This is a genomic window from Enterococcus sp. SB12 (assembly GCF_030910025.2).
In the GTDB taxonomy this organism is placed as follows: domain Bacteria; phylum Bacillota; class Bacilli; order Lactobacillales; family Enterococcaceae; genus Enterococcus_B; species Enterococcus_B faecium.
In genome coordinates, this window is record NZ_CP175675.1 from 87,254 (window position 1) to 109,302 (window position 22,049).

16 protein-coding genes and 2 pseudogenes are annotated in these 22,049 nt (G+C 39.1%); 15 read left to right on the forward strand and 3 right to left on the reverse strand.

Annotation, left to right across the window (positions count from 1 at the left end; genetic code table 11):
• The first annotated feature begins 25 nt into the window (after positions 1-25).
• Entirely contained in the window at positions 26-268 is a 243-nt protein-coding gene (acpP, locus tag RBL01_RS00480; RefSeq protein WP_002294295.1) for an acyl carrier protein, read from the forward strand.
• Between the two features lie 128 nt (positions 269-396).
• Here the strand turns inward: acpP and RBL01_RS00485 are convergent.
• A pseudogene (locus RBL01_RS00485) lies at positions 397-1,688 on the reverse strand (ISL3-like element IS1251 family transposase).
• A gap of 353 nt (positions 1,689-2,041) precedes the next feature.
• Here RBL01_RS00485 and RBL01_RS00490 point away from each other — a divergent pair.
• The 10 genes from RBL01_RS00490 to gshAB all read left to right on the forward strand — a co-directional run bounded on the left by RBL01_RS00490 (position 2,042) and on the right by gshAB (position 16,617).
• On the forward strand, positions 2,042-3,046 hold the full coding sequence (locus RBL01_RS00490) for an ABC transporter ATP-binding protein (RefSeq protein WP_002287889.1): 1,005 nt from the start codon (positions 2,042-2,044) through the stop codon (positions 3,044-3,046).
• The gene (locus tag RBL01_RS00495) at positions 3,047-3,991 is read left to right on the forward strand and encodes an ABC transporter ATP-binding protein (RefSeq protein ID WP_038809568.1); all 945 of its coding nucleotides are present in this window, start codon (positions 3,047-3,049) and stop codon (positions 3,989-3,991) included.
• The gene (opp4B, locus tag RBL01_RS00500; RefSeq protein WP_002287892.1) at positions 3,991-4,953 is read left to right on the forward strand and encodes an oligopeptide ABC transporter permease; all 963 of its coding nucleotides are present in this window, start codon (positions 3,991-3,993) and stop codon (positions 4,951-4,953) included. Before RBL01_RS00495 ends, opp4B begins: the two co-directional genes overlap by 1 nt.
• 26 nt (positions 4,954-4,979) lie before the next feature.
• Positions 4,980-5,894 (forward strand): ABC transporter permease, encoded by a 915-nt coding sequence (locus RBL01_RS00505; protein ID WP_002287893.1) that lies wholly within the window; start codon positions 4,980-4,982, stop codon positions 5,892-5,894.
• A 25-nt stretch (positions 5,895-5,919) separates the two neighbouring features.
• Positions 5,920-7,701 (forward strand): oligopeptide ABC transporter substrate-binding protein, encoded by a 1,782-nt coding sequence (locus RBL01_RS00510; protein ID WP_038809567.1) that lies wholly within the window; start codon positions 5,920-5,922, stop codon positions 7,699-7,701.
• A gap of 347 nt (positions 7,702-8,048) precedes the next feature.
• On the forward strand, positions 8,049-8,735 hold the full coding sequence (gene rnc, locus RBL01_RS00515) for a ribonuclease III (protein WP_002287896.1): 687 nt from the start codon (positions 8,049-8,051) through the stop codon (positions 8,733-8,735).
• A 19-nt stretch (positions 8,736-8,754) separates the two neighbouring features.
• Positions 8,755-12,336, forward strand: a complete 3,582-nt coding sequence (gene smc / locus RBL01_RS00520) for a chromosome segregation protein SMC (RefSeq protein ID WP_307780834.1) — start codon at positions 8,755-8,757, stop codon at positions 12,334-12,336.
• A gap of 8 nt (positions 12,337-12,344) precedes the next feature.
• Positions 12,345-13,154 carry a Cof-type HAD-IIB family hydrolase gene (locus RBL01_RS00525; protein WP_002319440.1) on the forward strand — a complete coding sequence of 270 codons (810 nt, stop codon included), beginning with the start codon at positions 12,345-12,347 and terminating at the stop codon, positions 13,152-13,154.
• Positions 13,155-13,165: 11 nt separating this feature from the next.
• Positions 13,166-14,164 carry a signal recognition particle-docking protein FtsY gene (gene ftsY, locus RBL01_RS00530; protein WP_002317046.1) on the forward strand — a complete coding sequence of 333 codons (999 nt, stop codon included), beginning with the start codon at positions 13,166-13,168 and terminating at the stop codon, positions 14,162-14,164.
• Between the two features lie 185 nt (positions 14,165-14,349).
• The gene (gene gshAB, locus RBL01_RS00535; protein ID WP_307780833.1) at positions 14,350-16,617 is read left to right on the forward strand and encodes a bifunctional glutamate--cysteine ligase GshA/glutathione synthetase GshB; all 2,268 of its coding nucleotides are present in this window, start codon (positions 14,350-14,352) and stop codon (positions 16,615-16,617) included.
• Between the two features lie 87 nt (positions 16,618-16,704).
• Here gshAB and RBL01_RS00540 read toward each other — a convergent pair whose 3' ends face one another.
• Positions 16,705-17,157, reverse strand: a complete 453-nt coding sequence (locus RBL01_RS00540) for a YueI family protein (RefSeq protein WP_002287902.1) — start codon at positions 17,155-17,157, stop codon at positions 16,705-16,707.
• Between the two features lie 149 nt (positions 17,158-17,306).
• On the opposite strand from RBL01_RS00540, the gene RBL01_RS00545 reads away from it, so the two are divergent.
• The 4 genes from RBL01_RS00545 to RBL01_RS00560 are packed head-to-tail and all read left to right on the forward strand — an operon-like array spanning position 17,307 to position 20,937.
• Positions 17,307-18,257, forward strand: a complete 951-nt coding sequence (locus tag RBL01_RS00545) for an ABC transporter permease (RefSeq protein WP_002297787.1) — start codon at positions 17,307-17,309, stop codon at positions 18,255-18,257.
• Entirely contained in the window at positions 18,250-19,209 is a 960-nt protein-coding gene (locus RBL01_RS00550) for an iron chelate uptake ABC transporter family permease subunit (protein WP_038809281.1), read from the forward strand. Before RBL01_RS00545 ends, RBL01_RS00550 begins: the two co-directional genes overlap by 8 nt.
• Positions 19,206-19,961 (forward strand): ABC transporter ATP-binding protein, encoded by a 756-nt coding sequence (locus tag RBL01_RS00555; RefSeq protein WP_002297790.1) that lies wholly within the window; start codon positions 19,206-19,208, stop codon positions 19,959-19,961. The genes RBL01_RS00550 and RBL01_RS00555 overlap by 4 nt, the downstream gene beginning before the upstream one ends.
• 22 nt (positions 19,962-19,983) lie before the next feature.
• Positions 19,984-20,937, forward strand: a complete 954-nt coding sequence (locus tag RBL01_RS00560) for a siderophore ABC transporter substrate-binding protein (RefSeq protein WP_038809280.1) — start codon at positions 19,984-19,986, stop codon at positions 20,935-20,937.
• A 764-nt stretch (positions 20,938-21,701) separates the two neighbouring features.
• Here RBL01_RS00560 and RBL01_RS00565 read toward each other — a convergent pair.
• Positions 21,702-21,997: pseudogene (locus tag RBL01_RS00565) on the reverse strand (hypothetical protein).
• Positions 21,998-22,049 lie beyond the last annotated feature (52 nt).

The window sequence follows — 22,049 nt, forward strand, 5'->3', positions numbered from 1 at the left end:
TGTATGATTCTTGGAGGTGAAAAAGTTGACTCGCGAAGAAGTATTTAACAAAGTAGCGAAAATTATTTCAAATCATTTTGAGATAGATACCGATAAAGTGACGGATGAATTGAACATCAAAGATGATTTAAAAGCTGATTCAATTAGTATTATGGAATTCGTTTTAGAGCTTGAAGATGAATTCGGTACGGAAATTTCAGATGAAGATGCTGAACAAATTGAAACAGTCGGTGGCGCAGTAGATTATATCAGCAGCCATCTTAAATAATTTCAAATAAAAGCAAAGAAGGATAAAAAGCTGCATACAGCTTTTTATGGCTCTTTGTCAAATGATGTTGGTAAAGAGAAATCTTAGAATAATTGGAGATCAAGTGGATCAGTTCCTCTTGATCTTTTTTAGTTGAAAATCAATGCGTTGCCATGACGAATCATGATGCGCAATTTGAAATTATAAAAGCTACGAAAGCCATATGCATTTCGTTTTAACACTTTGATATGGTTGTTCAGACATTCAAGTGGGCCATTTGAATAACTTTGTTGTAAAGCATTTTTGATTTGTGGCAGAAATTTCTGGAACGTTCTCAAGGTCGTCTGATAGCCTTCGGGAAGCATGATATTATTGGTAAGTAGTTCTTCAAACGATACGTAGTCTCGTTCCTTTACAGCGTAAAGAAAGTCTTGATATAACTGATAGCCTACACGCAAAGCAGGGCTCCCTTTCAGTAAGCGATCCACAATATCGGTCTCTGTTAAATGAGCTTTGAAGCCAGGTCGCCAAAGGCGTCGAGTATAATCAAGCTTGCGTTCATCTTTTTGAAGAAGTTTCCAGTATCTTTTAATTGCTTACCTAATTGATAGTGTTTTTGTTCTTTGCTTTTTAATAGTTGGTTCGTTTCTTTGATTCGATGATTGCGAAAGGTACGACCAATATGTTGGACGATGTGAAACCGGTCAATAATCAGCTGTGCTTTTGGAAACAGCTTTTTAACGAGCGATACATAAGGAGCGTACATATCAATCACGATCCATTCGACCGCTTCACGAATTTCTCGTGAAAAATGACTAAAATAACGTTTTAAAAAAGGCAGTTGTCGGTTCTCGACAATGTCCAATAAGCGCTGTGTTTGTCCATCCATCATGATGAAACTCATAGCACCTGAAACACCCCGAACTGATTTGAATTCATCAAAACAAAGTACCTTAGGTAACGGTGTCCGAAAAGGATTCAACGGACGATAAAATCGCTTCATAATACGGTAAACAGAAGAGACCGATAGATTTTTCTGAGCGGCGATCTCTGTCATTGAGGTATTTTTTTTCAGACGAGTCACGACAGACCAGCGGACTTTCTCACTGATGAAACAATGTTTTTTCGCAACAGAAGTATCTGCGACAAAGGTCCGCTGACAAGCTTTGCATTTGAAGCGTTGCTTTTTCAATTCGAGGTAGGTACGGTATTCAGAAACATCGTTCATTAACAACCGGACGGTTGTTGTACCCCAACGCACAATATCTGAAGCAATCTGGTGTTTACAGTGGATGCATTCTTGGGCTGTATAAATCAAGTTTCCACGATAAATATGACAGATTTGCCCTTTGTATTTTTCTTTTGTGAGACAATTTTCGTTAAAAGTAACTGATAAGTCTAGAATATCTAATGTTTCTTTGATAAGGTGAGTGTAAGACATCTTGATTCCTCCTTTTGGGTTGGTTCGCCAAATTAATTCTAAAGGATTTCAAGGTGTCTTTTCTATATGTTTTGGAAAATAAAAAAGATGCTGGTGTCATCCACCAACATCAAAAAGTATAGAGCCCTTTTTATCCTTCTTTTTTTAATCTTTTTGACACATAAAAATCATTTTTCTGATAATTCTGGCGATAAACAGAAATTATGTTGCAAAGTAAAGCGGTTTTCTATATAATTATTAATAATTCATTACACAAAGATAAGAATAACCTTTGTTATAAAACACTTTATTCTGTGTAATGTCCTTTTTTATTAAGAAAAACTTCCATTTAGGAAGCAGAGAGGGGTATTCGATTGTCCGATAACCAATTATTAGAAGTTCAGAACCTACATACAGGATTCCGACTCAAAGATGACTATTACGATGCAGTAGATGACGTTTCATTTACTTTAGACAAAAACGAGATTTTAGCAATCGTTGGGGAATCTGGGTGCGGGAAAAGTACCTTGGCTACTACGATTATGGGATTACTTGATCCTAATAACACAAAAATTACAGGTGAGATTTTATATAACGATCTGAATTTAATCGACCTGAACGAAACGCTCTATAATAAAATCCGCGGAAATGATATCGGAATGATTTTCCAAGATCCGTTGTCTGCATTAAATCCTCTCATGAGAATCGAAGACCAGATCAAAGAAGGACTTTCCTATCACACAAAGATGAATGCAGAACAGCGTCAAGCTCGTGCACTAGAATTGCTAGAACAAGTAGGGATTCCTAATCCTGCGAGAGTTGGACGCCAATATCCCCATGAACTATCAGGCGGTATGAGACAACGTGTCATCATCGCAATCGCAATCGCCTGCAAACCTCCAATCGTCATTGCAGATGAACCGACGACAGCCCTAGATGTAACCATCCAAGCACAGATTCTTGATTTACTGAAAGACCTTCAGGAAGAAACAAAAACAGGGATCATCTTGATCACTCATGACTTAGGAGTCGTAGCAGAAATGGCTGATCGAGTGGCAGTGATGTATGGCGGACAGTTCGTTGAAGTAGCAGGTGTAAAAGAACTGTTTGATCATCCTAAGCATCCTTATACACGCTCTTTACTGAACTCTATACCACAAGAAGGAAATCATGATGCAGAACTCCATGTGATCGAAGGTGTCGTTCCTTCTCTGAAAAACATGCCTCGTAAAGGTTGTCGGTTTGCACCACGTATTCCATGGATACCAGCAAGCGATCATGAAGAAGAGCCTATCCTTCATGAAGTCGCACCGAACCACTTGGTACGTTGCTCCTGCTATAAGCATTTCCACTTTAGAGACGAAAAAGGAGAGGTGTAGATGACAGAATTAATCACAATCAAAGACCTGAAAGTTCATTACCCTATTCGCAGTGGATTCTTCAATCGAGTAACGGATCATGTATATGCTGTAGATGGTGTGGATTTTATTATCGAAAAAGGAAAGACATATGGTTTAGTGGGAGAGTCTGGCTCTGGAAAATCTACTACGGGAAAAGCCGTTGTGGGATTAGAAAAGGTGACAGCCGGACAAATCATGTATGAAGGAAAAGATGTAACGAAGCGAAGCAACCGCAAAAAAATGGGTTATAACAAGGATGTGCAGATGATCTTCCAAGATTCAATGTCCAGTTTGAATCCTAAAAAGCGAGTGTTGGATATCATTGCTGAACCCATCCGAAATTTTGAACGGTTAAGCGATCAAGAAGAAAAGAAAAAGGTAAAAGGACTGCTAGATATCGTTGGGATGCCGGAAGATGCGCTATATAAATATCCTCATGAATTTTCAGGCGGACAACGTCAACGTCTAGGAGTAGCCCGTGCTGTTGCTACCAATCCAAAACTGATCGTAGCCGATGAACCTGTATCTGCTCTGGATCTATCTGTTCAAGCGCAAGTATTGAATTTCATGAAACGAATCCAGCAAGAATACGGCCTCAGCTATTTATTCATTTCACATGATTTAGGTGTAGTAAAACACATGTGCGACAATATCGCAATTATGTACAAAGGTCGATTTGTAGAAATCGGTACAAGAGAAGACATTTATAATGACCCGCGACATATCTATACGAAACGTCTGCTTTCAGCTATTCCGCAAATCGATGTAGAAAATAGGGAAACCCACAAAGAAAATCGACGAAGAGTAGAACAAGAGTATATCCAAAACCAAAAAGAATACTATGATGCGACTGGTCGAGTCTACGATTTGCGTACGATCACAACTACACACAAAGTGGCGTTGAAAGATGGAGGTGCAAGCTAATGTGGAAAACGATTCTGCGACGTGTTTTATTGATGATCCCGCAAGTTATTATTTTAAGTGTTCTGATCTTCTTATTAGCCCAAGCGATGCCGGGGGATCCATTTACCGGTTTGATCAATCCAAATCAGGATCCGGCAGTGATCGAACAGATGCGACAAGCAGCTGGCTTGAATGACCCATGGTATGTCCAGTACTTCCGTTGGATCGGAAATGCTTTGCAAGGCGATTTTGGTCAAAGTTTCTTATACAAACGCTCTGTTGCTGACTTGATCGGCGAACGGATCATCAACACTTTATATCTATCGATCTTGACAGTTGTCCTTACTTATTTGATTGCTGTGCCTCTGGGGATGCTTGCTGGCCGGTATCAAAATTCAATCTTGGATAAGATTGTCGTAATCTACAACTTCTTTAGTTTTGCTGTTCCTTTATTTATCTTCGGCTTGATCATGCTATTTGTTTTTGGTTATCGTTTAGGCTGGTTCCCAACAAGTGGATCACAAACACTAGGTTTGCAAGGTGGATTTATCACTCAATGGATAGACCGTTTGAAATATATTCTGTTACCATCAATTACCCAAGCATTTTTGGCGACTGCCGTCACAATCCAATATCTGCGAAGTGAAGTAATCGATTCGAAATCGCTCGATTTTGTCAGAACAGCCCGTTCCAAAGGGGTACCGACGAATAAAGTATTCAGTCGACATATTTTCCGAAATGCAGCGTTGCCGATGGCTTCTCAAATGGGGTATGAAATCACTTCGTTGATTGCTGGTTCTGTAGTTATCGAAAAGATTTTTGGTTATCCGGGAGTCGGAAAACTATTTATTGATTCCATCGGCCAACGGGACTATACCGTGATCACATCCTTAGTATTGATTTTAGGAATCGCGACGCTAGTGGGGACATTACTTTCAGATATCATCATGAGTATCGTTGACCCGCGTATTCGGATTCAATAAAACCAATCAGAAAGGAGAATGGATCGATGAGTGAAAAAAACAATACAGCAGTTCAAGAAAGTATTCCTCCTATGGGGATACGAATGATTGCTCGAGAATTTAAAAAAGATAAAATTGCTATTTTTTCATTAGGTTTGCTAGTGGTTTTATTATTAGTGATCTTTATCGGTGCGATGCTGACCGATCAAGACAAAGTGATGTATGTTAGTATCTTCGACAAATACGCTGCACCAGGAACAGTTTCGACACAAGGACAAAAGTTCATTCTGGGAGCAGATGAAGGCGGACGTGATGTATTAGGACAATTGATCATAGGTGCTAGAAACTCTGTTACGATCGGATTTGCGATCACGATCCTTACTTCGATCATCGGGGTTGGATTAGGGATCATCTCTGGCTACTACGGAGGGATCATTGACAACATCTTGATGCGGATCGTTGATTTTATCATGATTCTACCGATCATGCTGATCATTATCGTCTTCGTATCGATTATTTCCAGATACAATGTCTGGTCCTTTATTTTCATCATGAGTGCATTTTATTGGGTAGCTAAAGCCCGATTATTCCGAAGCAAGACATTATCTGAAGCAAGAAGAGATTATGTCAGTGCCTCAAAAACAATGGGAACCAATGATTTTAAAATCATGTTCCGCGAAATCATGCCGAATCTAAGTTCATTAATCATTACTAATTTGACGATGAACTTTGCGGCAAACATCGGTATCGAGACAACTTTGACTTTCTTAGGTTTCGGCTTGCCGGCAAATGTACCTAGTTTAGGTACATTGATCGGTTATGCAAGTAACGGAGAAGTCTTAGTGAATCGGCAATGGATCTGGTTACCCGCATCAATCCTTATTTTAGTTTTGATGTTGAGTATCAATTATGTTGGACAAGCATTCAAGCGTTCTGCAGATGCGCGCCAACGGTTAGGCTAGTATAGAAGCGAAGGGGGAAATAGGAATGAAGAAAACGATTTTTGGATTTGCAGCGCTGATGTCTGCTGTCGTTCTTGCAGCATGCGGGGGCGGAGGTACAGATACCTCTGGAAACAACTCTGGAGGCAACGGCAATAACAAAGAGGAATTAACTTTTCCAATTGCAACAAAAAATAATGATGATGCAATCGAAGACGGCGAATTAGAAGCTGCGGTCGCAACGGACAGTCAGTTTAAAGGATTGTTCCAGTGGGAGTTTTACCAAGATTCATATGATGCAGCTTTTATGGCTCCTTCTCATGAACCGCTATTTGCAAACGATGACGATTTCAGAATCACAGACGACGGAGCTGCAACGCTTGATCTAGATGAAGATACGAAAAAAGCGACAATCAAAGTAAAAGACAACGTCAAATGGTCAGATGGTGAAGATGTAACGGCGGACGATGTGATTTTCCCTTACGAAATCATTGGGAATAAAGATTACACTGGTATCCGTTATGACGACAAATTCCGTAACATCGTAGGTATGGAAGAATATCATGATGGAAGTGCCGACACAATCTCCGGAATCAAAAAAATAGACGACAAAACAGTTGAAATCGAATATAAAGAAGTAAACCCAAGCATGCTTCAATCGGGTGGTGGTATCTGGTCATATGCAGCACCAAAACATACGTTAGAAGGTGTAGCAATCAAAGATATGGAATCAAGCGATCAAGTACGTAAAAATCCAGTGACTTTTGGCCCTTATTACATGAGTAATATCGTTGCAGGAGAATCAGTAGAATACTTGCCAAACGAGCACTACTGGAATGGTACGCCTAAATTGAAAAAGATCACGATGAAATCTGTACCGATTGCAAGTGCAACTGAAGCATTGAACTCTAAATTATATGATATGATTTTCCAAATGCCAACAGATACTTACGATACCTATAAAGAAATTGCTGGCTATACAAACTTAGGCCGTGAACAAACTTCTTATACTTATCTAGGATTCAAGTTAGGTAAATGGAATGCAGATACAAAGAGTGTGGAATACAATCCAGATTCAAAAATGGCTGATAAATCATTACGTCAAGCAATGGGCTATGCACTAGATAATGATGCAGTAGGTGAACGTTTCTATGCAGGTTTGAGAAGCAATGCGACTTCATTGATTCCTCCAGTATTCCAGTCATATCATGATGATGAGATGAAAGGATTCACACAAGATCTAGACAAAGCGAAAAAACTATTAGATGATGCTGGCTACAAAGATGTGGATGACGATGGTTTAAGAGAAGACAAAGATGGAAATAAACTAACAATCAACTTTGCTTCGATGTCCGGTGGGGAAACAGCGCAACCATTGGCAGATTACTATATCCAACAATGGAAAGAAATTGGTTTGGATGTCCAATACACAACAGGTCGTCTGATCGAATTCAACTCTTTCTATGATAAATTAGAAAACGATGATCCTGAAATCGATGTTTACCAAGCTGCTTGGAATACAGGAACTGATCCAAATCCAAGTGGACTATGGGGACCAAATGCTGCGTTCAACTACACTCGTTATGAATCAGAAGAAAATACAAAATTGATCAACGATATCAGTTCAAGCAAAGCATTTGATGAAGAGTACCAAAAAGAAGCATATCAAAAATGGCAACAATATGCGTTTGAAGAAGCATTTGCGATTCCAACGTTGTTCCGTAATGAAGTATTGCCAGTCAACGACCGTGTCAAAGACTGGGATTGGTCTTATGATGTACCAAACCCATGGGCAAATGTTTCTGTTACAGCAGATTCACGTTCATAATCACTAAAAATGACCGAAAAAGGGCGATGTCCTTTTTCGGTTTTTTAATATTTTTCTGTTTATTTCTCTAATATTCAGGTCAAGGCGCTGTTTCCATGACTTTTCCAATAAACGGTGTACAAAGTCCAGTTTCTCGGTATTAAGTCAAATTTATGCAAAAATATGGAAAGCCATTTTCACAAAATTTTTTCTTCATACTCGAAACTAAACGAATTTTTCACAACTTTTCGACAATCACTAGGATTATTAAAGCTTTACTTACCTTTTGACCGAACCATTTCAAATTTGACAAAAAACCAGTATAATAAGGAAGTATCGAAAAAATATCCATAAAAGGAATGTGGAAAATGGACAACCAGCTGACAAAAGAACTAAAAGAAAACTATAACATCGTTTTTCACGATCTAAATTTGCTTGAACAAGCTTTTACCCATTCATCCTATGTGAATGAGCATCGCAATCTGCAATTATCGGATAATGAGCGACTTGAATTTTTAGGAGATGCCGTTTTAGAACTGATGGTTTCTCAGTATTTATTCCGTTTATATCCTCATTTGCCAGAAGGAAAATTGACAAAAACACGAGCTGCGATCGTTCGCGAAGACAGCTTGTCGAAATTTGCCAAAGAATGTCACTTTGATCAATATGTTCTGTTGGGCAAGGGAGAAGAGAATTCAGGAGGACGTACGCGACCAGCATTGCTTTGCGACCTATTCGAAGCTTTTTTAGGCGCGTTATATCTTGACCAGGGATTCGACACGACCCATGCATTCATCGAAAAAGTGATTTTTCCTAAAGTCAAAGCAGGTGCTTTTTCACATGAGATGGATCATAAAACAAAACTACAAGAAGTCTTGCAAAAATCAGGTGATGTATCAATCGAATACCGATTGATCAATGAAGAAGGTCCAGCTCATGAACGAGTATTTTGGATCGAAGTTTATGTAGATGATCAATTGATTGGCACTGGACAAGGAAAATCGAAAAAATTAGCAGAACAAGCTGCGGCGGAAAATGCATTGGCAGCACTGTAAAAGTAAGTGAGGGAAAGCTTTGTATTTGAAACGAATTGAAATAGCCGGTTTTAAATCATTTGCAGACAAGACAGTCATTGATTTTGAAAACAGCGTCACAGCAGTGGTTGGACCAAATGGCAGCGGAAAAAGCAATATTACAGAGGCTATCCGCTGGGTATTAGGAGAACAATCTGCTAAAAGTCTGCGAGGCGGAAAAATGCCGGATATCATCTTTGCCGGTTCCGATACCCGTAAGCAGCTGAATATTGCAGAAGTCACAGTGATTTTAGACAATAGTGATCATTATCTGCCATTGGAGTACAATGAGATCAGTGTAACCCGCCGTTATCGACGGACTGGGGAAAGCGAGTTTTTCATCAATAAACAAAGCTGCAGATTAAAAGATATCCAAGAATTGTTCTTAGATTCTGGATTAGGAAAAGAATCGTTCTCAATCATTTCTCAAGGAAAAGTAGAAGCGATTTTCAGTAGTAAACCGGAAGACCGTCGTGGGATCTTTGAAGAAGCAGCTGGTGTCTTGAAATACAAGCAGCGGAAAAAGAAAGCAGAACAGAAGCTTTTTGAAACAGAAGACAACCTCAGCCGCGTCCAAGACATCATCCACGAATTGGAAGAACAGTTAACTCCTTTGGCCGCCCAGAGTGAGGCAGCAAAGGAGTTTTTACGGCTAAAAGAAACACTGACTCAAACCGATGTCTCTTTGATGGTTGCCGAAATCAAGACAGCAAAAAAAGATTGGGACAACAAACAAGCACAGCTTGCGAAATTCAATCTAGAATTAGGCAAACTATCTGAGTCGATCCAAGAACAAGAATCCATTTTGGCGAAGCAGCGTAAAGAAAATGCGCAAGCCGACCGTCTGATCGAAAAAAATCAGCAAGTATTATTAGATCTTTCGGAAAAACTGAAGCAGACAGAAGGACAAAAAGATGTTTTGCAGGAGCGGACAAAGCATACACAAAAAAGCTCGCAAGAATATCAAACTTCATTAGCAGAAGCACAAAAAAAGGTTAAACATTTTGAAAAGCTTCAAGAAAGCTTGTTGAAAGAAGCAGCAGAAAAAGAAACAGAAATCCAAAAAGCTGAAGCAAGTCTCATAAAAACACAGCAAGAATTAGAAAAATACCAAAAATCAACGAAAGAATTACTGGCAGAACTAAGAGATCAATATGTTGATTTGATGCAAGAGCAAGCAGCTGTAGGAAACGAACTGAAGTATCTAGAACGTCAATATGTACAAGAAACAGCAAAAAGTAAGCAGACGTTAGCCAAGCAATCGGAAGTAGAAGCATCAGTAGACCGATTGATCTTACAAAAAGAAGAATTGACACAAAAGCAGGCGCAGCTAAAATCATCTTTAACTGAAACAAAAGAGAAGTTAGAAATGATCCAACAAAACGGGAAAAAGTTCCAAGAAGCATTAGCAAAAGAACAGCCTAAAATGTATCAATTAATGAATCAAGTCCAGCAGCTGCGTGCTCGTCAGAAAAGCCTTCAAGAGATCCAAGAAAACTATTTTGGTTTTTACCAAGGGGTTCGATTGGTCTTGCAGCATAAACAGCAGCTTTCGGGTATTGTCGGAGCAGTGGCTGAACTGATCGATGTTCCTGCAGATTTCACGTTAGCTATCGAAACAGCTTTAGGTGGGGCAGCCCAGCATGTCATCGTTGAAAATGAAAAAGATGCTCGGCAAGCCATCACGTATTTGAAACAGCAAAGAGGAGGAAGAGCAACGTTCCTTCCACTGACGACAATCAAACCAAGACAATTACCGGCTCATATATTGACACCAGCAGCAGCTGTAGAAGGGTTTATAGGGATTGCCAGTGAACAAGTCAGTTATCCCGATCAAATCCAAACTGTGGTTCAAAACCTGCTAGGAACGATCCTTTTAGCCAAAGACTTAACTAGTGCCAATGCAATCGCGCAAACGATCCGCTATCAATATCGAGTGGTTTCCTTAGAAGGTGATGTGATGAATGCCGGAGGATCCATGACAGGTGGAGCGAATAAACGAGGAAACCAAGGCAGTTTGTTTGTACAAAATCAAGAATTGAAACAGTTGACTAGTGAATTTGAAGCAGCAGATAAACAACTCCAAGCACAAGAAAAAAAAGTTCAGGAGCTGCAACAAGAAACAGCTCGTTTAGCCGAAGAACAAGAAGTTTTGCGTACACGAGGCGAACAATTACGTTTTGAAGAACAAGAAGCGACAAATCAGCTGCAAAACATCATAAATGAACTTGAACGTTTTGAAAAAGAAAAGCAAATCTCAACTTTTGAGACACGTGAACTGCAGCAGTTTATCGAAGATTACGAAAAGCAAACGAACGAATTGAAAGACAAACAAACAGATCTTGAATCGCAACGACAAAAAATCGACGAAGAAATCAAATCGTTAAGTCAAGAAAGCGACCAGATGGAAGCCAGAAGAGCACAAGTACAAAGTCAAAAAGCACAAGAACAAGCAGATCTTGCTGTCTTGAAAGAGCAGTTTAATCATCTGCAGATCCAGCTCCGCGGTGCCCGAGTCCAAAAAGCAGAGGCAACCGAACGTCAAGAAGCGATAGAAAAGCAGTTGGCGACATTGACAGCAGACTTTTCTGATCATGAAGTCACAGAAGAAAGTTTGGAAAAACAAATTAACGAATTATCTGCTCAGCGAGAAACATTAAAAGTCGAGTTGGCAAAAGCCAAAGAGCAGCGAGATAGAAGGCAAAAGGAGATCGATAAGCTTGAAGCAGTCTTGGCAGAGCGTAATCGTGAGCAAAAAGCACGACTGTCGGAACAATCCAAATTAGAAGTCCAAAAAGACCGAGCTGAAATGATTTTAGATAATCATTTGACCTATCTGCAGTCAGAATATCAGCTGACATTTGAGAAAGCTTCCCAAGACTATCAAGAAACAACCGATATCGAAGACAGTAGAACAAAGGTTTCATCCTTAAAAGAACAGATTGAAAAACTGGGACCAGTAAACTTAAATTCAATCGAACAATACGAACAAGTCAGTGAAAGACATACATTCTTAGCGACACAGCGAGATGATCTGTTAGCAGCGAAAAACCAATTGTTTGAAACGATGGATGAGATGGATGATGAAGTGCGGACAAGATTCAAAGAAGTATTTGAAGCTATCCGTCAAGAATTCAAAATTGTCTTTCCAAATATGTTTGGCGGCGGTAAAGCTGAATTAGTACTGACAGAACCAACTGATTTGCTGAAAACAGGTATTGAGATTGAAGTACAACCTCCTGGCAAAAAACTGCAAAGTCTAAGTTTGCTTTCTGGAGGAGAACGAGCACTTACAGCCATCGCGCTGCTCTTTTCTATTATCCGTGTCTGTCCTGTTCCGTTTTGCATCTTAGATGAGGTAGAAGCAGCGTTAGATGAAGCAAATGTGAAACGTTTTGGTCGTTACTTGAGTGATTTCCAAGATGACACACAATTTATCGTAGTCACACACCGCAAAGGAACGATGGTCGCAGCAGATGTACTGTACGGAGTGACGATGCAGGAATCCGGTGTATCAAAAATCGTTTCTGTACGGATGGAAGATATCAATGAAGAGGCGAAAATCAACGAAACGAAAGTGTAGGAACGAAAATGATCAAATTAGTAGCAATCGATTTGGACGGTACATTATTAAATGAACAAAAGCTGGTTTCAGATGAGAATAAACAAGCATTAGCACAAGCAAAACAGCAAGGGGTCAAGATCGTTCTATGTACAGGACGCCCCTTAGCTGCGATGGCGCATTATCTGCAAGAATTAGGACTGGTAGATGAAGGTGACTACAGCATCACTTTCAACGGCGGTTTGGTACAAAAAAATGATACTGGTGAAATCATGGAAAAGAAAGTGATGGAAGTATCAGATATCCAACGCTTATACAAACTGGCTCAGCAATTGGATCTGCCACTAGATGTTTTGTCTGACAATGTGGTTTTACAGCTGCCTAGTGCCCCAAGGAAGCAATCCTTGTACAATGTGTTGAATAAGCTGCTGCAATTCCAACCAGCGGATATAAGCGATATTACAGATGAATTTGTGCTTAATAAGGCAGTAATCGCTTATGACCAAGAAGAATTAGATCCTAAAATCAAAGAAATACCAGCAGAATTCCATGAAATGTATGAGATCATCAAAACGAGAAGTATGCTTTTGGAATTTATGCCAAAAGGTGTTACAAAAGCTTATGGTATTTCTTTATTGGCAAAAGATCTTGGTTTGAAACAAGAAGAAATCATGGCAATCGGTGATGAAGAAAATGATTTACCGATGATCCAATACGCTGGACTAGGCGTAGCGATGGAGAATGCTGTGCCTTTCGTCAAAGAAGCAGCAGATTTCGTGACAGCCAGCAATGAAGAAAATGGCGTAGCCAAAGTGATCCAAAAATTTGTATTAGAGTAGGGGGGAGTCAAATGGGATTTTTTGATAAAATCAAGCGTGCTTTTACTGGCGAAGAGAAAACAGAAGAAGTTGAAGTACAGGAGAAGTACGACAAGGGTTTAGAAAAGACGCGTAAAACATTTGGTGAACGGATGAATGAGTTGTTTGCCAATTTTCGAACAGTCGATGAAGACTTTTTTGAAGAATTAGAAGAAACACTTATCGGTGCAGATGTAGGTTTTGAAACAGCGATACGAATAACCGAAGCATTACGTCAAGAAGTGAAACTCAGAAATGCGAAAAAATCGGCAGAAGTCCAAAATGCGATCATCGAGAAACTTGTGGATCTCTATGAAGCGGAAGGAATCAATGAAGTAAATGAACTAAATATCCAAGAAGACGGACTAACAGTTATTTTGTTTGTCGGTGTTAATGGTGTAGGGAAAACAACAAGTATTGGTAAACTTGCCCATCAGTTCAAAAAAGAAGGTAAAAAAGTATTGATGGCAGCAGCAGATACCTTCCGCGCTGGAGCAATCGACCAGTTAGTTGTCTGGGGCGAACGCGCTGGTGTTGAAGTTGTTCGTGGCAATGCAGGCGGCGATCCAGCAGCTGTCGTATTCGATGCTTTGGAAAGAGCAAAGACAGAGCAGGCAGATGTTTTACTAGTTGATACTGCAGGCCGACTGCAAAATAAAGTGAACTTGATGAACGAATTAGAAAAAATAAAACGAGTAATCCAGCGGGAATTACCAGAAGCACCCCAAGAAACACTTCTTGTACTAGATGCAACAACTGGTCAAAACGCGATGGTTCAAGCAAAACAATTCAAAGAAACAACAGATGTGACCGGTCTTGTTTTGACAAAATTAGATGGTACAGCAAAGGGCGGTATCGTACTTGCTATCCGTAATGAATTGCATTTACCAGTGAAATTGGTCGGTCTTGGTGAAGGAATCGATGACTTGGAGCCGTTTGATCCAAATGATTTTGTCGTTGGATTGTTCAAAGGATTACTAAAAGAAGAATAACCCATGTCTAAAAAGCAGGAGCTGTGACAAAAGTTGCAGCTCCTTGTTTGAATGATTGTTTTAACATAGCTGTGTTTTTGATGCCTTCATTTTTATACTTATTTGTAAGCGGTCCTCAAACAATTTCGTTCTTTTTCTTAGACTTTTTGATTATAATTAGATTCATATGAATTGGAGGTCACTTAATGATGAATTTTAAGCAATTATTATTGCATGTCAATGCGCGCCCTTTTATCGACCAAGCTCGATTTGGTATAGAACGGGAAGGACAGCGGGTTGATCTTGCAGGAAATCTAGCAAAAACCGATCATCCAGCAATCTTTGGCGATCGATCCTATCACCCCTATATCCAAACAGATTTTAGCGAAACACAAACAGAGATGATCACTCCTGTTACCGATTCTATTCCCGAATTATTTCAGTATCTCGCTGCTGTTTATGATGTGACTGCTCGTTCTATACCGAAAGAAGAGATGATCTGGCCATTAAGTATGCCACCTGCCTTACCGGAAAAAGACGAAGAGATCATTATTGCAAAATTAAAAAATTTTGAAGATGTCTTGTATCGACGTTATTTAGCAAAAGAATACGGGAAGCGAAAACAGATGGTAAGCGGTATCCATTTCAATTTTGAATTTGGCGATGAGTTGCTAAGAACATTGTTCAGCCATCAGGAAGAATTTCAAGATTTTTCCGAATTCAAAACAGAACTTTATTTGAAAACAGCGAGAAACTTTATGCGCTATCGCTGGATGATCACTTATTTATTCGGTGCTTCACCAATGAGTGAGAAGAACTACTTTTTAGATGAATCACATCCGCAAGAACCTGTTCGCAGTATTCGCAACAGTGCGCTGGGCTATACGAATCATCCAAATGTGAAAGTTTCCTATGCTTCTATGAAACAGTATTTAGCAGATATCGAGCGAATGATCGAAGAAGGGAAACTTTCGGAGGAGAAAGAATTTTATACACCGCTTCGTTTCCGAGGCGGAAAGAAAGTCGCAGATTTAGCAACAACAGGTGTTCGTTATATTGAATTGCGGAATATCGATTTGAATCCTTATGCAAGATTGGGTATCAATCCAGAGCAAGTTCGGTTCTTACAATTATTCCTGATGTACATGTTATGGACAGAAGAAAAAGAAGACTGTGACCAATGGGTAGCAGAAGGTACGACTCGAAATAACAAAGTAGCACTAGAACAACCATCAGATCAAACAGAATTTCATCAAGAAGGTAGAGAAATTCTTGAAGGGATGAAGCAAATGCTGGTTGAATTGGATTGGTTGGATTCTCTTTATTTAGTAGAGGAAGCATTGTCTCAAATGGATCATCCTGAACAAACGTTAGCAGCGAAACTCTATCAAGAAGCACAGCTATCGAGTCAGCAAGAAGTTGCTGTGGCATTGGGACATCAATATTATAAAGAAAGCCATGAACGTCCCTATCAGTTGGCCGGTTTTCGCGAAATGGAACTTTCTACTCAGATATTTATGTTCGATGCCATCCAAAAAGGTGTCCAAGTCAAAGTATTAGATGAGTCGGATCAATTTTTGCGTCTGCAATTCCAAGACCATGTAGAATATGTGAAAAATGCAAACATGACAAGTAAGGACAGCTATATCGTCCCACTTATCATGGAAAACAAAACAGTAACGAAAAAAGTCTTAAAAGAAGCTGGGTTCCGGGTACCAGGAGGCGCAGAATTTTCATCCATGGAAGAAGCGGTAAAAGCTTATCCGAGATTTGCCGAGCAGGCATTTGTGATCAAACCTAAATCAACCAATTACGGGTTAGGTATCACGATTTTCAAGGAAGGAGCTAGTCTGGAAGATTATCAAGCAGGTTTAGCCATTGCTTTTCGTGAAGACAGTTCGGTTTTAGTAGAAGAATTTATGCCGGGAACGGAATATCGTTTCTTTGTGATCAACGGAGAAGTCCAAGCCATCATGTTGCGAGTCCCTGCTAATGTTATTGGTGACGGTATCCGAACAGTGAAAGAACTTGTTGAAGAAAAAAATAGTGACCCTTTGCGTGGAACGAATCATCGTGCACCTTTAGAATTGATCCAATTAGGTGAATTAGAACAATTGATGTTGAAAGAACAAGGGTTGACGATCGAATCAGTTCCCCAAGCCAATCAAATTGTTTATCTAAGGGAGAACTCAAATATCAGTACAGGTGGTGATTCGATCGATATGACTGATGAATTTTCTGAAGCTTACAAAAAAATCGCCGTTTCTGCGGTAGAAGCACTAGGAGCTAAGATTAGTGGTATTGATTTGATTATACCAGATAAAGAAATCGATCCTACAACTGATAAAAAAGCATATGGGATCATCGAAGCAAATTTCAATCCAGCGATGCATATGCATGTTTATCCCTTTGCAGGAAAAGGCAGAAGATTGACGATGAATGTATTGAAATTGTTATATCCTGAAGTATTTTAAAAGAAAAAGCTTTTGACAGATTGTCCTATTTGATGTCAATCTGATCAAAAGCTTTTTTGCATGTAAAAATTTATGTGTTTTTTCGTTTTAAAATAAACGATCCCAGAAGCTTTTTTTCTTTTTTGGTTTTTCTTTTTCAGCTGGCGAAGAGTTTTCTTCTGGGTATTTTTTTTCGATATCAATCACAGGTTCATTTACTGCTTCTTTTGCTGTTAAGAGCAATCCGAATTCCTCAGGATTTGCAGTGACGTAATCGTTGACTACAGTAAATCGGCTATTGTTTTTCGTTGCTAGCTGGATATATTGGTTTTGGACAGAAAGGGGTAGAGCCCCATTCAAGAGTATGGAAGCATCTGGATGTTTTTTGAGTTCTTTTAAAAAGTTTTCTTTGTTTTTTGGTTGGATCATTTCAGCAACAGTCATACTAAGATAGCAGCGTTCCCTGAATGTCCCTAAATATTTATGCTGTTCTTCAGGGTTCACTAAAGGTGTGCCATAAAGTCCCTTATCCAAATGGCTTTTTACATCATCTTGTGCCATAAAAAATACCCTCCTTCTTCTCTTTGTCTTTCTTACGATTATAGCATATTCCCAATAATACCTAAAACATATGAAAAAGCGGTTGCTTTTGTTCAACGATTCACTTAAAATAAGAATGAAAATCATTCTCAGTTAGAAAGGTGGATTGGATGCGCTACGGACGACTAGTAGCATTATTAGTTATTTTAAGTAGTATTTCATTGTTCATCGGAGTATCGAATGTACAATTGTCAGAACTGCTCCAGTTAGATGGGCAAAGCTTACAAATCTTGCTAGCGACTCGTTTGCCACGAACGATTTGTTTGATCCTTGTGGGAGCGACCAGTAGTATTTGTGGGTTGATCATGCAACATTTGACCCAAAATAAATTTGTTTCACCAACGACTGCGGGCACGATGGATAGTGCGCGTTTAGGTATTTTAGTGGCTATGATTTTCCTACCTGGTGCATCCTTGATTGTCCGATCCTTGACAGCATTTTGCTTTGCTTTTGCAGGAACATTGCTTTTTTTATCCCTTACGCGATTGTTCCCCCAGAAAAATCAATTGATGCTTCCGTTGATTGGGGTCATGTTAGGGAATATCATTGGTTCAGTTGCTACTTTTTTTGCTTATCAATTCCAGTTGGTACAAAATATGACTTCATGGCTTCAAGGGAATTTTGCAACTGTGATACGAGGAAATTATGAGTTATTGTATGCTGTTGTTCCATTGTTGCTCTTGGTTTGGCTATTTGCTTACCGATTTACGATCATTGGTCTGGGCGAATCGTTTGCAGTAAATTTGGGAATAGATTACCAGAAGATGCAGTTTTTAGGCATTGGCTTAGTATCATTGGCTAGTGCAGTCATGTTGATCATGGTAGGAAGCATTCCTTTTATCGGAGTGATCATTCCGAATCTTGTCTCTAGAATATATGGAGATCAAGTGCACAAAACAATTGGCGTAACTGCTTTAGCAGGTAGTTTGTTCTTAGTATTTTGCGATCTTGTCGCTCGCGTGTTGATTTTTCCTTATGAAATACCAGTCAGTGTGATCGTTGGAATCATCGGTGGGGCTATCTTCCTTTATCTTCTGATAAGGGGGCGACGATATGCTTAAAAAAAAGCCATCTATTTTTATTGGTATGCTTGTTCTTGTTTTATTTGTTACAGGAATGTACTTGACGATCCATACATATGGAAACTGGCATTTTGCATGGGCATTGAGGAGTAAGAAAATTTTTGCATTTATCCTTGTCTCGCTAGCTGTCAGCAGTGCCACAATCAGCTTTCAGACAATTACGCATAACCAGTTTTTGACTCCTTCAGTATTGGGACTTGAGTCGTTATATGTCCTTGTCCAAACGGTCCTTTTCTTCTTTATCGGAGGAGTGACGATGCTTCAGCAGACAGGCACAGGTTTTTTCTTATTGAACGTTGGGCTGATGGTCGGGCTGAGTCTGTTGTTATTTTTCTTTCTTTTGAAAAAAATGAGAGCGAATCTTTTTTTATTACTGATGTCAGGGATGATTTTAGGTACGCTTTTTGGTAGTGTCAGTACCTTTTTACAAGTCATCATGGATCCGAATGAATATGATTTGCTTCAAGGCAGATTATTTGCAAGCTTTGGCAATATCCAGAGTCAGTATCTTTTGCCTGCTTCTTTGATCATTATCGGCTGCTGGTACCTGTTATTTCGATATCGACATGTGCTAGACGTTTTCCATCTCGGAAATGAACAAGCAGTAAACCTCGGGATAGACACAGATCGTTTTGAATTTTTGATTTTATGTTGTGTCAGTCTTTTGACAGGGACATCAACGGCTCTTGTGGGTCCAGTTACTTTTTTAGGGTTTATTGTCGCAAATATCAGTTATCGTGTCTTTTCTACTTATCGTCATGGTCAGCTATTTATCGGAAGCTTTCTGGTAGCTATGCTGTTTCTGACAGGAGGACAGCTCGCAGTAGAGCAGATTTTCGGCTGGAATACAACAGTGAGTATTGTCGTTGAATTTGTCGGAGGAATTTATTTTGTCACAAAATTGATTCGCGAAAGGAAGAGTATCCTATGATTGATTTACAAAAGGTCAATAAACTGTACCATGGAAAATCAGTGGTTAAAGATGTACAGTTAACGATTCCTGAAAAGAAGTTGACTGCTTTTATCGGTCCAAATGGTGCTGGAAAGTCAACGGTGTTGTCGATGATCAGTCGTTTGATACCAAAAGATACAGGTGAAATCTATTTAGACCATAACGAAGTAAAGGCTTGGAAATCCAATGAATTAGCCAAAAAATTATCGATCCTACGACAATCGAATGAAATAAATGTCCAAATCACCGTGAAAGAATTAGTAGAATTTGGACGATTTCCTTATACGAAAGGAAAATTGACGACAAAAGACGAGGAAATCGTTCAGGAATCACTGGAACACCTTGGGTTAGAAGAAATAGCGGATCAATCGATTGACACTCTTTCAGGCGGTCAACTCCAACGTGCGTATATTGCAATGGTACTAGCGCAAGACACGGATTATATTTTACTGGATGAACCTTTGAACAATCTAGATATGAATTTTGCGGTTCAAATCATGCAGATCTTAAAAAAATTAGTACAAGAAATCGGGAAAACAATTGTTATCGTTCTTCATGATATCAACTTTGCTGCAAGTTATGCAGACGAAATTGTTGCAATGAAAGATGGACAGTTATTTACGCAAGGAACGACCCAAGAAATGATAAAAAAAGATGTACTGGACGAATTGTACGAAATGGACATACGAATTTGTGAGATTGAAGGTCGCAGATTCTGTCTTTATTTCTAAAACTAACATTAGGAGAGAAGAGATGAAAAAATTAGTAGTAGGTATCTTGATTCTAGCGTCATTTGGTTTAGCAGCATGTGGAAATAGTGATAACACCAGTCAGTCGGACACAAAAAAAAGCAGCACACAAACTGAAACTACATTGACGATAACAGATAGTAATGGAGACCAAATCGAGGTGCCAAATAATCCAGAAAAAGTCGTCGTATTCGACAATGGTTCTTTAGATACGATGGATGCTCTTGGTGTTGGAGATAAGGTAGTTGGAGCAGCTACAAGCAGCCTTCCTGAGTATCTTTCATCCTATAAAAAAGTGGAATCAGCAGGTGGGATCAAAGAACCACACTTAGAAAAAATCAATCAGCTTCAGCCAGACCTGATCATCATTTCTGGCCGGCAAAGAGATTTTCAAAAAGATCTAAGTCAAATTGCTCCGACCATTTTCCTTTCTTTAGATGCGAAAAATCCATGGGAATCTTTCCAGCAAAATGTCACTATTTTAGGGGAGATCTTTGGTAAGCAAGAAGAAGCTAAAACTCAATTAGAGGAATTATCTAGTGCAATCGATCAGACGAAAAAGAAAGCAGAAGCTACTGACAAAAAAGCACTAGTCACACTTGTGAATGAAGGGCAATTATCAGCCTACGGATCTGGTTCTAGATTCGGTTTCATCCATGATTTATTTGGCTTTGAACAAGCAGATGATCAAATCGAAGCATCCACTCACGGTCAAAGTGTTTCTTATGAATATGTGCTAGAAAAAAATCCGGATATCTTATTTGTGGTAGACCGAACAAAAGCTATTGGTGGAGACGACAGCAAAGATGATATTTCTGCCAATGAACTGGTAGCACAAACGAATGCTGGTAAAAACCAGCAGATCATCTCCCTTGAACCAGATGTCTGGTATTTAAGCGGGGGCGGTTTAGAATCAATGAAACTGATGATCGAAGATGTGAATCAAGCATTTAAATAGCATAAATAACAGAGGATTAAACTCTCATACTATGTAACAATAATGTTTCTTACATTCTTAAATAGCAAGAGCCTATCCTCAAAGAAGTTATCAAAAACCATCCGTAAAATCGTATTGATGATTTTACGGATGGTTTTTATTTATTTGGGAAATCTTTTTTCAACGTGAATTCATTCTCTACATCATACGGGTTGATTCTAGAATGGGGAGTGGCAAAAAATAGTGTGATCCATTTTTTCAGCATCAAGATCGCCTCCTTTGATTTGAATCAAAGGTACAAAGCGAAACTTAGATAAAACTTAAATTTAGATATTTTTATTTTGTACCGATCTCTTCTTTAAACGATGTTCCATCTGCTGCTTCTCGGCAATAAGTCCACTAGACTAGAAAATATGAGAAGCTATTTACTGTCCAGCGTTCTTATTACTCAAAGCAAATCGCAGTTGTCACAATCTCTTCTAAACGATGTTCCATCTGCTGCTTCTCGGCAATAAGTCCACTAGACTAGAAAATATGAGAAGCTATTTACTGTCCAGCGTTCTTATTGCTCAAAGCAAATCGCAGTTGTCACAATCTCTTCTAAACGATGTTCCATCTGCTGCTTCTCGGCAATAAGTCCACTAGACTAGAAAATATGAGAAGCTATTTACTGTCCAGCGTTCTTATTACTCAAAGCAAATCGCAGTTGTCACAATCTCTTCTAAACAATGTTCAATCAGCTGACCTTCGGTATTAGCTCAAAGCACTGATTTCATAACCTCTATTTAGGCATGTGTCTCAGCAAGCGGTTGATAGTTGATGATCTGCATTTTTCGATAAAAATCGGCGGGAAGCTTACTCCACCGTTTTAATAATTGATAGAAATAACTTTCTTCTGCTTTGATTTTATATTCGCTTAATATCAATCCAAAACTATTCGTTTTTTTGAAGCTAATTTTTTATAAATATCCAATGCTTTGGTTTTATCTTCATTGACAAAGAGTGTTTTTACTTCAATATAAGAACCCTCGATATTTTGTGTTTCTTCGATAAAATAGATGTTTTTTATATATTCCTTCATAGTGATTCCTCCAAAGAAGTCTTTTATTTGATAAGTTTACTCTACCGAAGAG

Bases quoted from the DNA above. Each gene is read 5' to 3' on its own strand.
- RBL01_RS00495 (WP_038809568.1), top strand. From the start codon at position 3,047: ATGACAGAATTAATCACAATCAAAGACCTGAAAGTTCATTACCCTATT.
- opp4B (WP_002287892.1), top strand. From the start codon at position 3,991: ATGTGGAAAACGATTCTGCGACGTGTTTTATTGATGATCCCGCAAGTT.
- RBL01_RS00505 (WP_002287893.1), top strand. From the start codon at position 4,980: ATGAGTGAAAAAAACAATACAGCAGTTCAAGAAAGTATTCCTCCTATG.
- RBL01_RS00510 (WP_038809567.1), top strand. From the start codon at position 5,920: ATGAAGAAAACGATTTTTGGATTTGCAGCGCTGATGTCTGCTGTCGTT.
- rnc (WP_002287896.1), top strand. From the start codon at position 8,049: ATGGACAACCAGCTGACAAAAGAACTAAAAGAAAACTATAACATCGTT.
- RBL01_RS00525 (WP_002319440.1), top strand. From the start codon at position 12,345: ATGATCAAATTAGTAGCAATCGATTTGGACGGTACATTATTAAATGAA.
- ftsY (WP_002317046.1), top strand. From the start codon at position 13,166: ATGGGATTTTTTGATAAAATCAAGCGTGCTTTTACTGGCGAAGAGAAA.
- gshAB (WP_307780833.1), top strand. From the start codon at position 14,350: ATGATGAATTTTAAGCAATTATTATTGCATGTCAATGCGCGCCCTTTT.
- RBL01_RS00540 (WP_002287902.1), bottom strand. From the start codon at position 17,157: ATGGCACAAGATGATGTAAAAAGCCATTTGGATAAGGGACTTTATGGC.
- RBL01_RS00545 (WP_002297787.1), top strand. From the start codon at position 17,307: ATGCGCTACGGACGACTAGTAGCATTATTAGTTATTTTAAGTAGTATT.
- RBL01_RS00550 (WP_038809281.1), top strand. From the start codon at position 18,250: ATGCTTAAAAAAAAGCCATCTATTTTTATTGGTATGCTTGTTCTTGTT.
- RBL01_RS00555 (WP_002297790.1), top strand. From the start codon at position 19,206: ATGATTGATTTACAAAAGGTCAATAAACTGTACCATGGAAAATCAGTG.
- RBL01_RS00560 (WP_038809280.1), top strand. From the start codon at position 19,984: ATGAAAAAATTAGTAGTAGGTATCTTGATTCTAGCGTCATTTGGTTTA.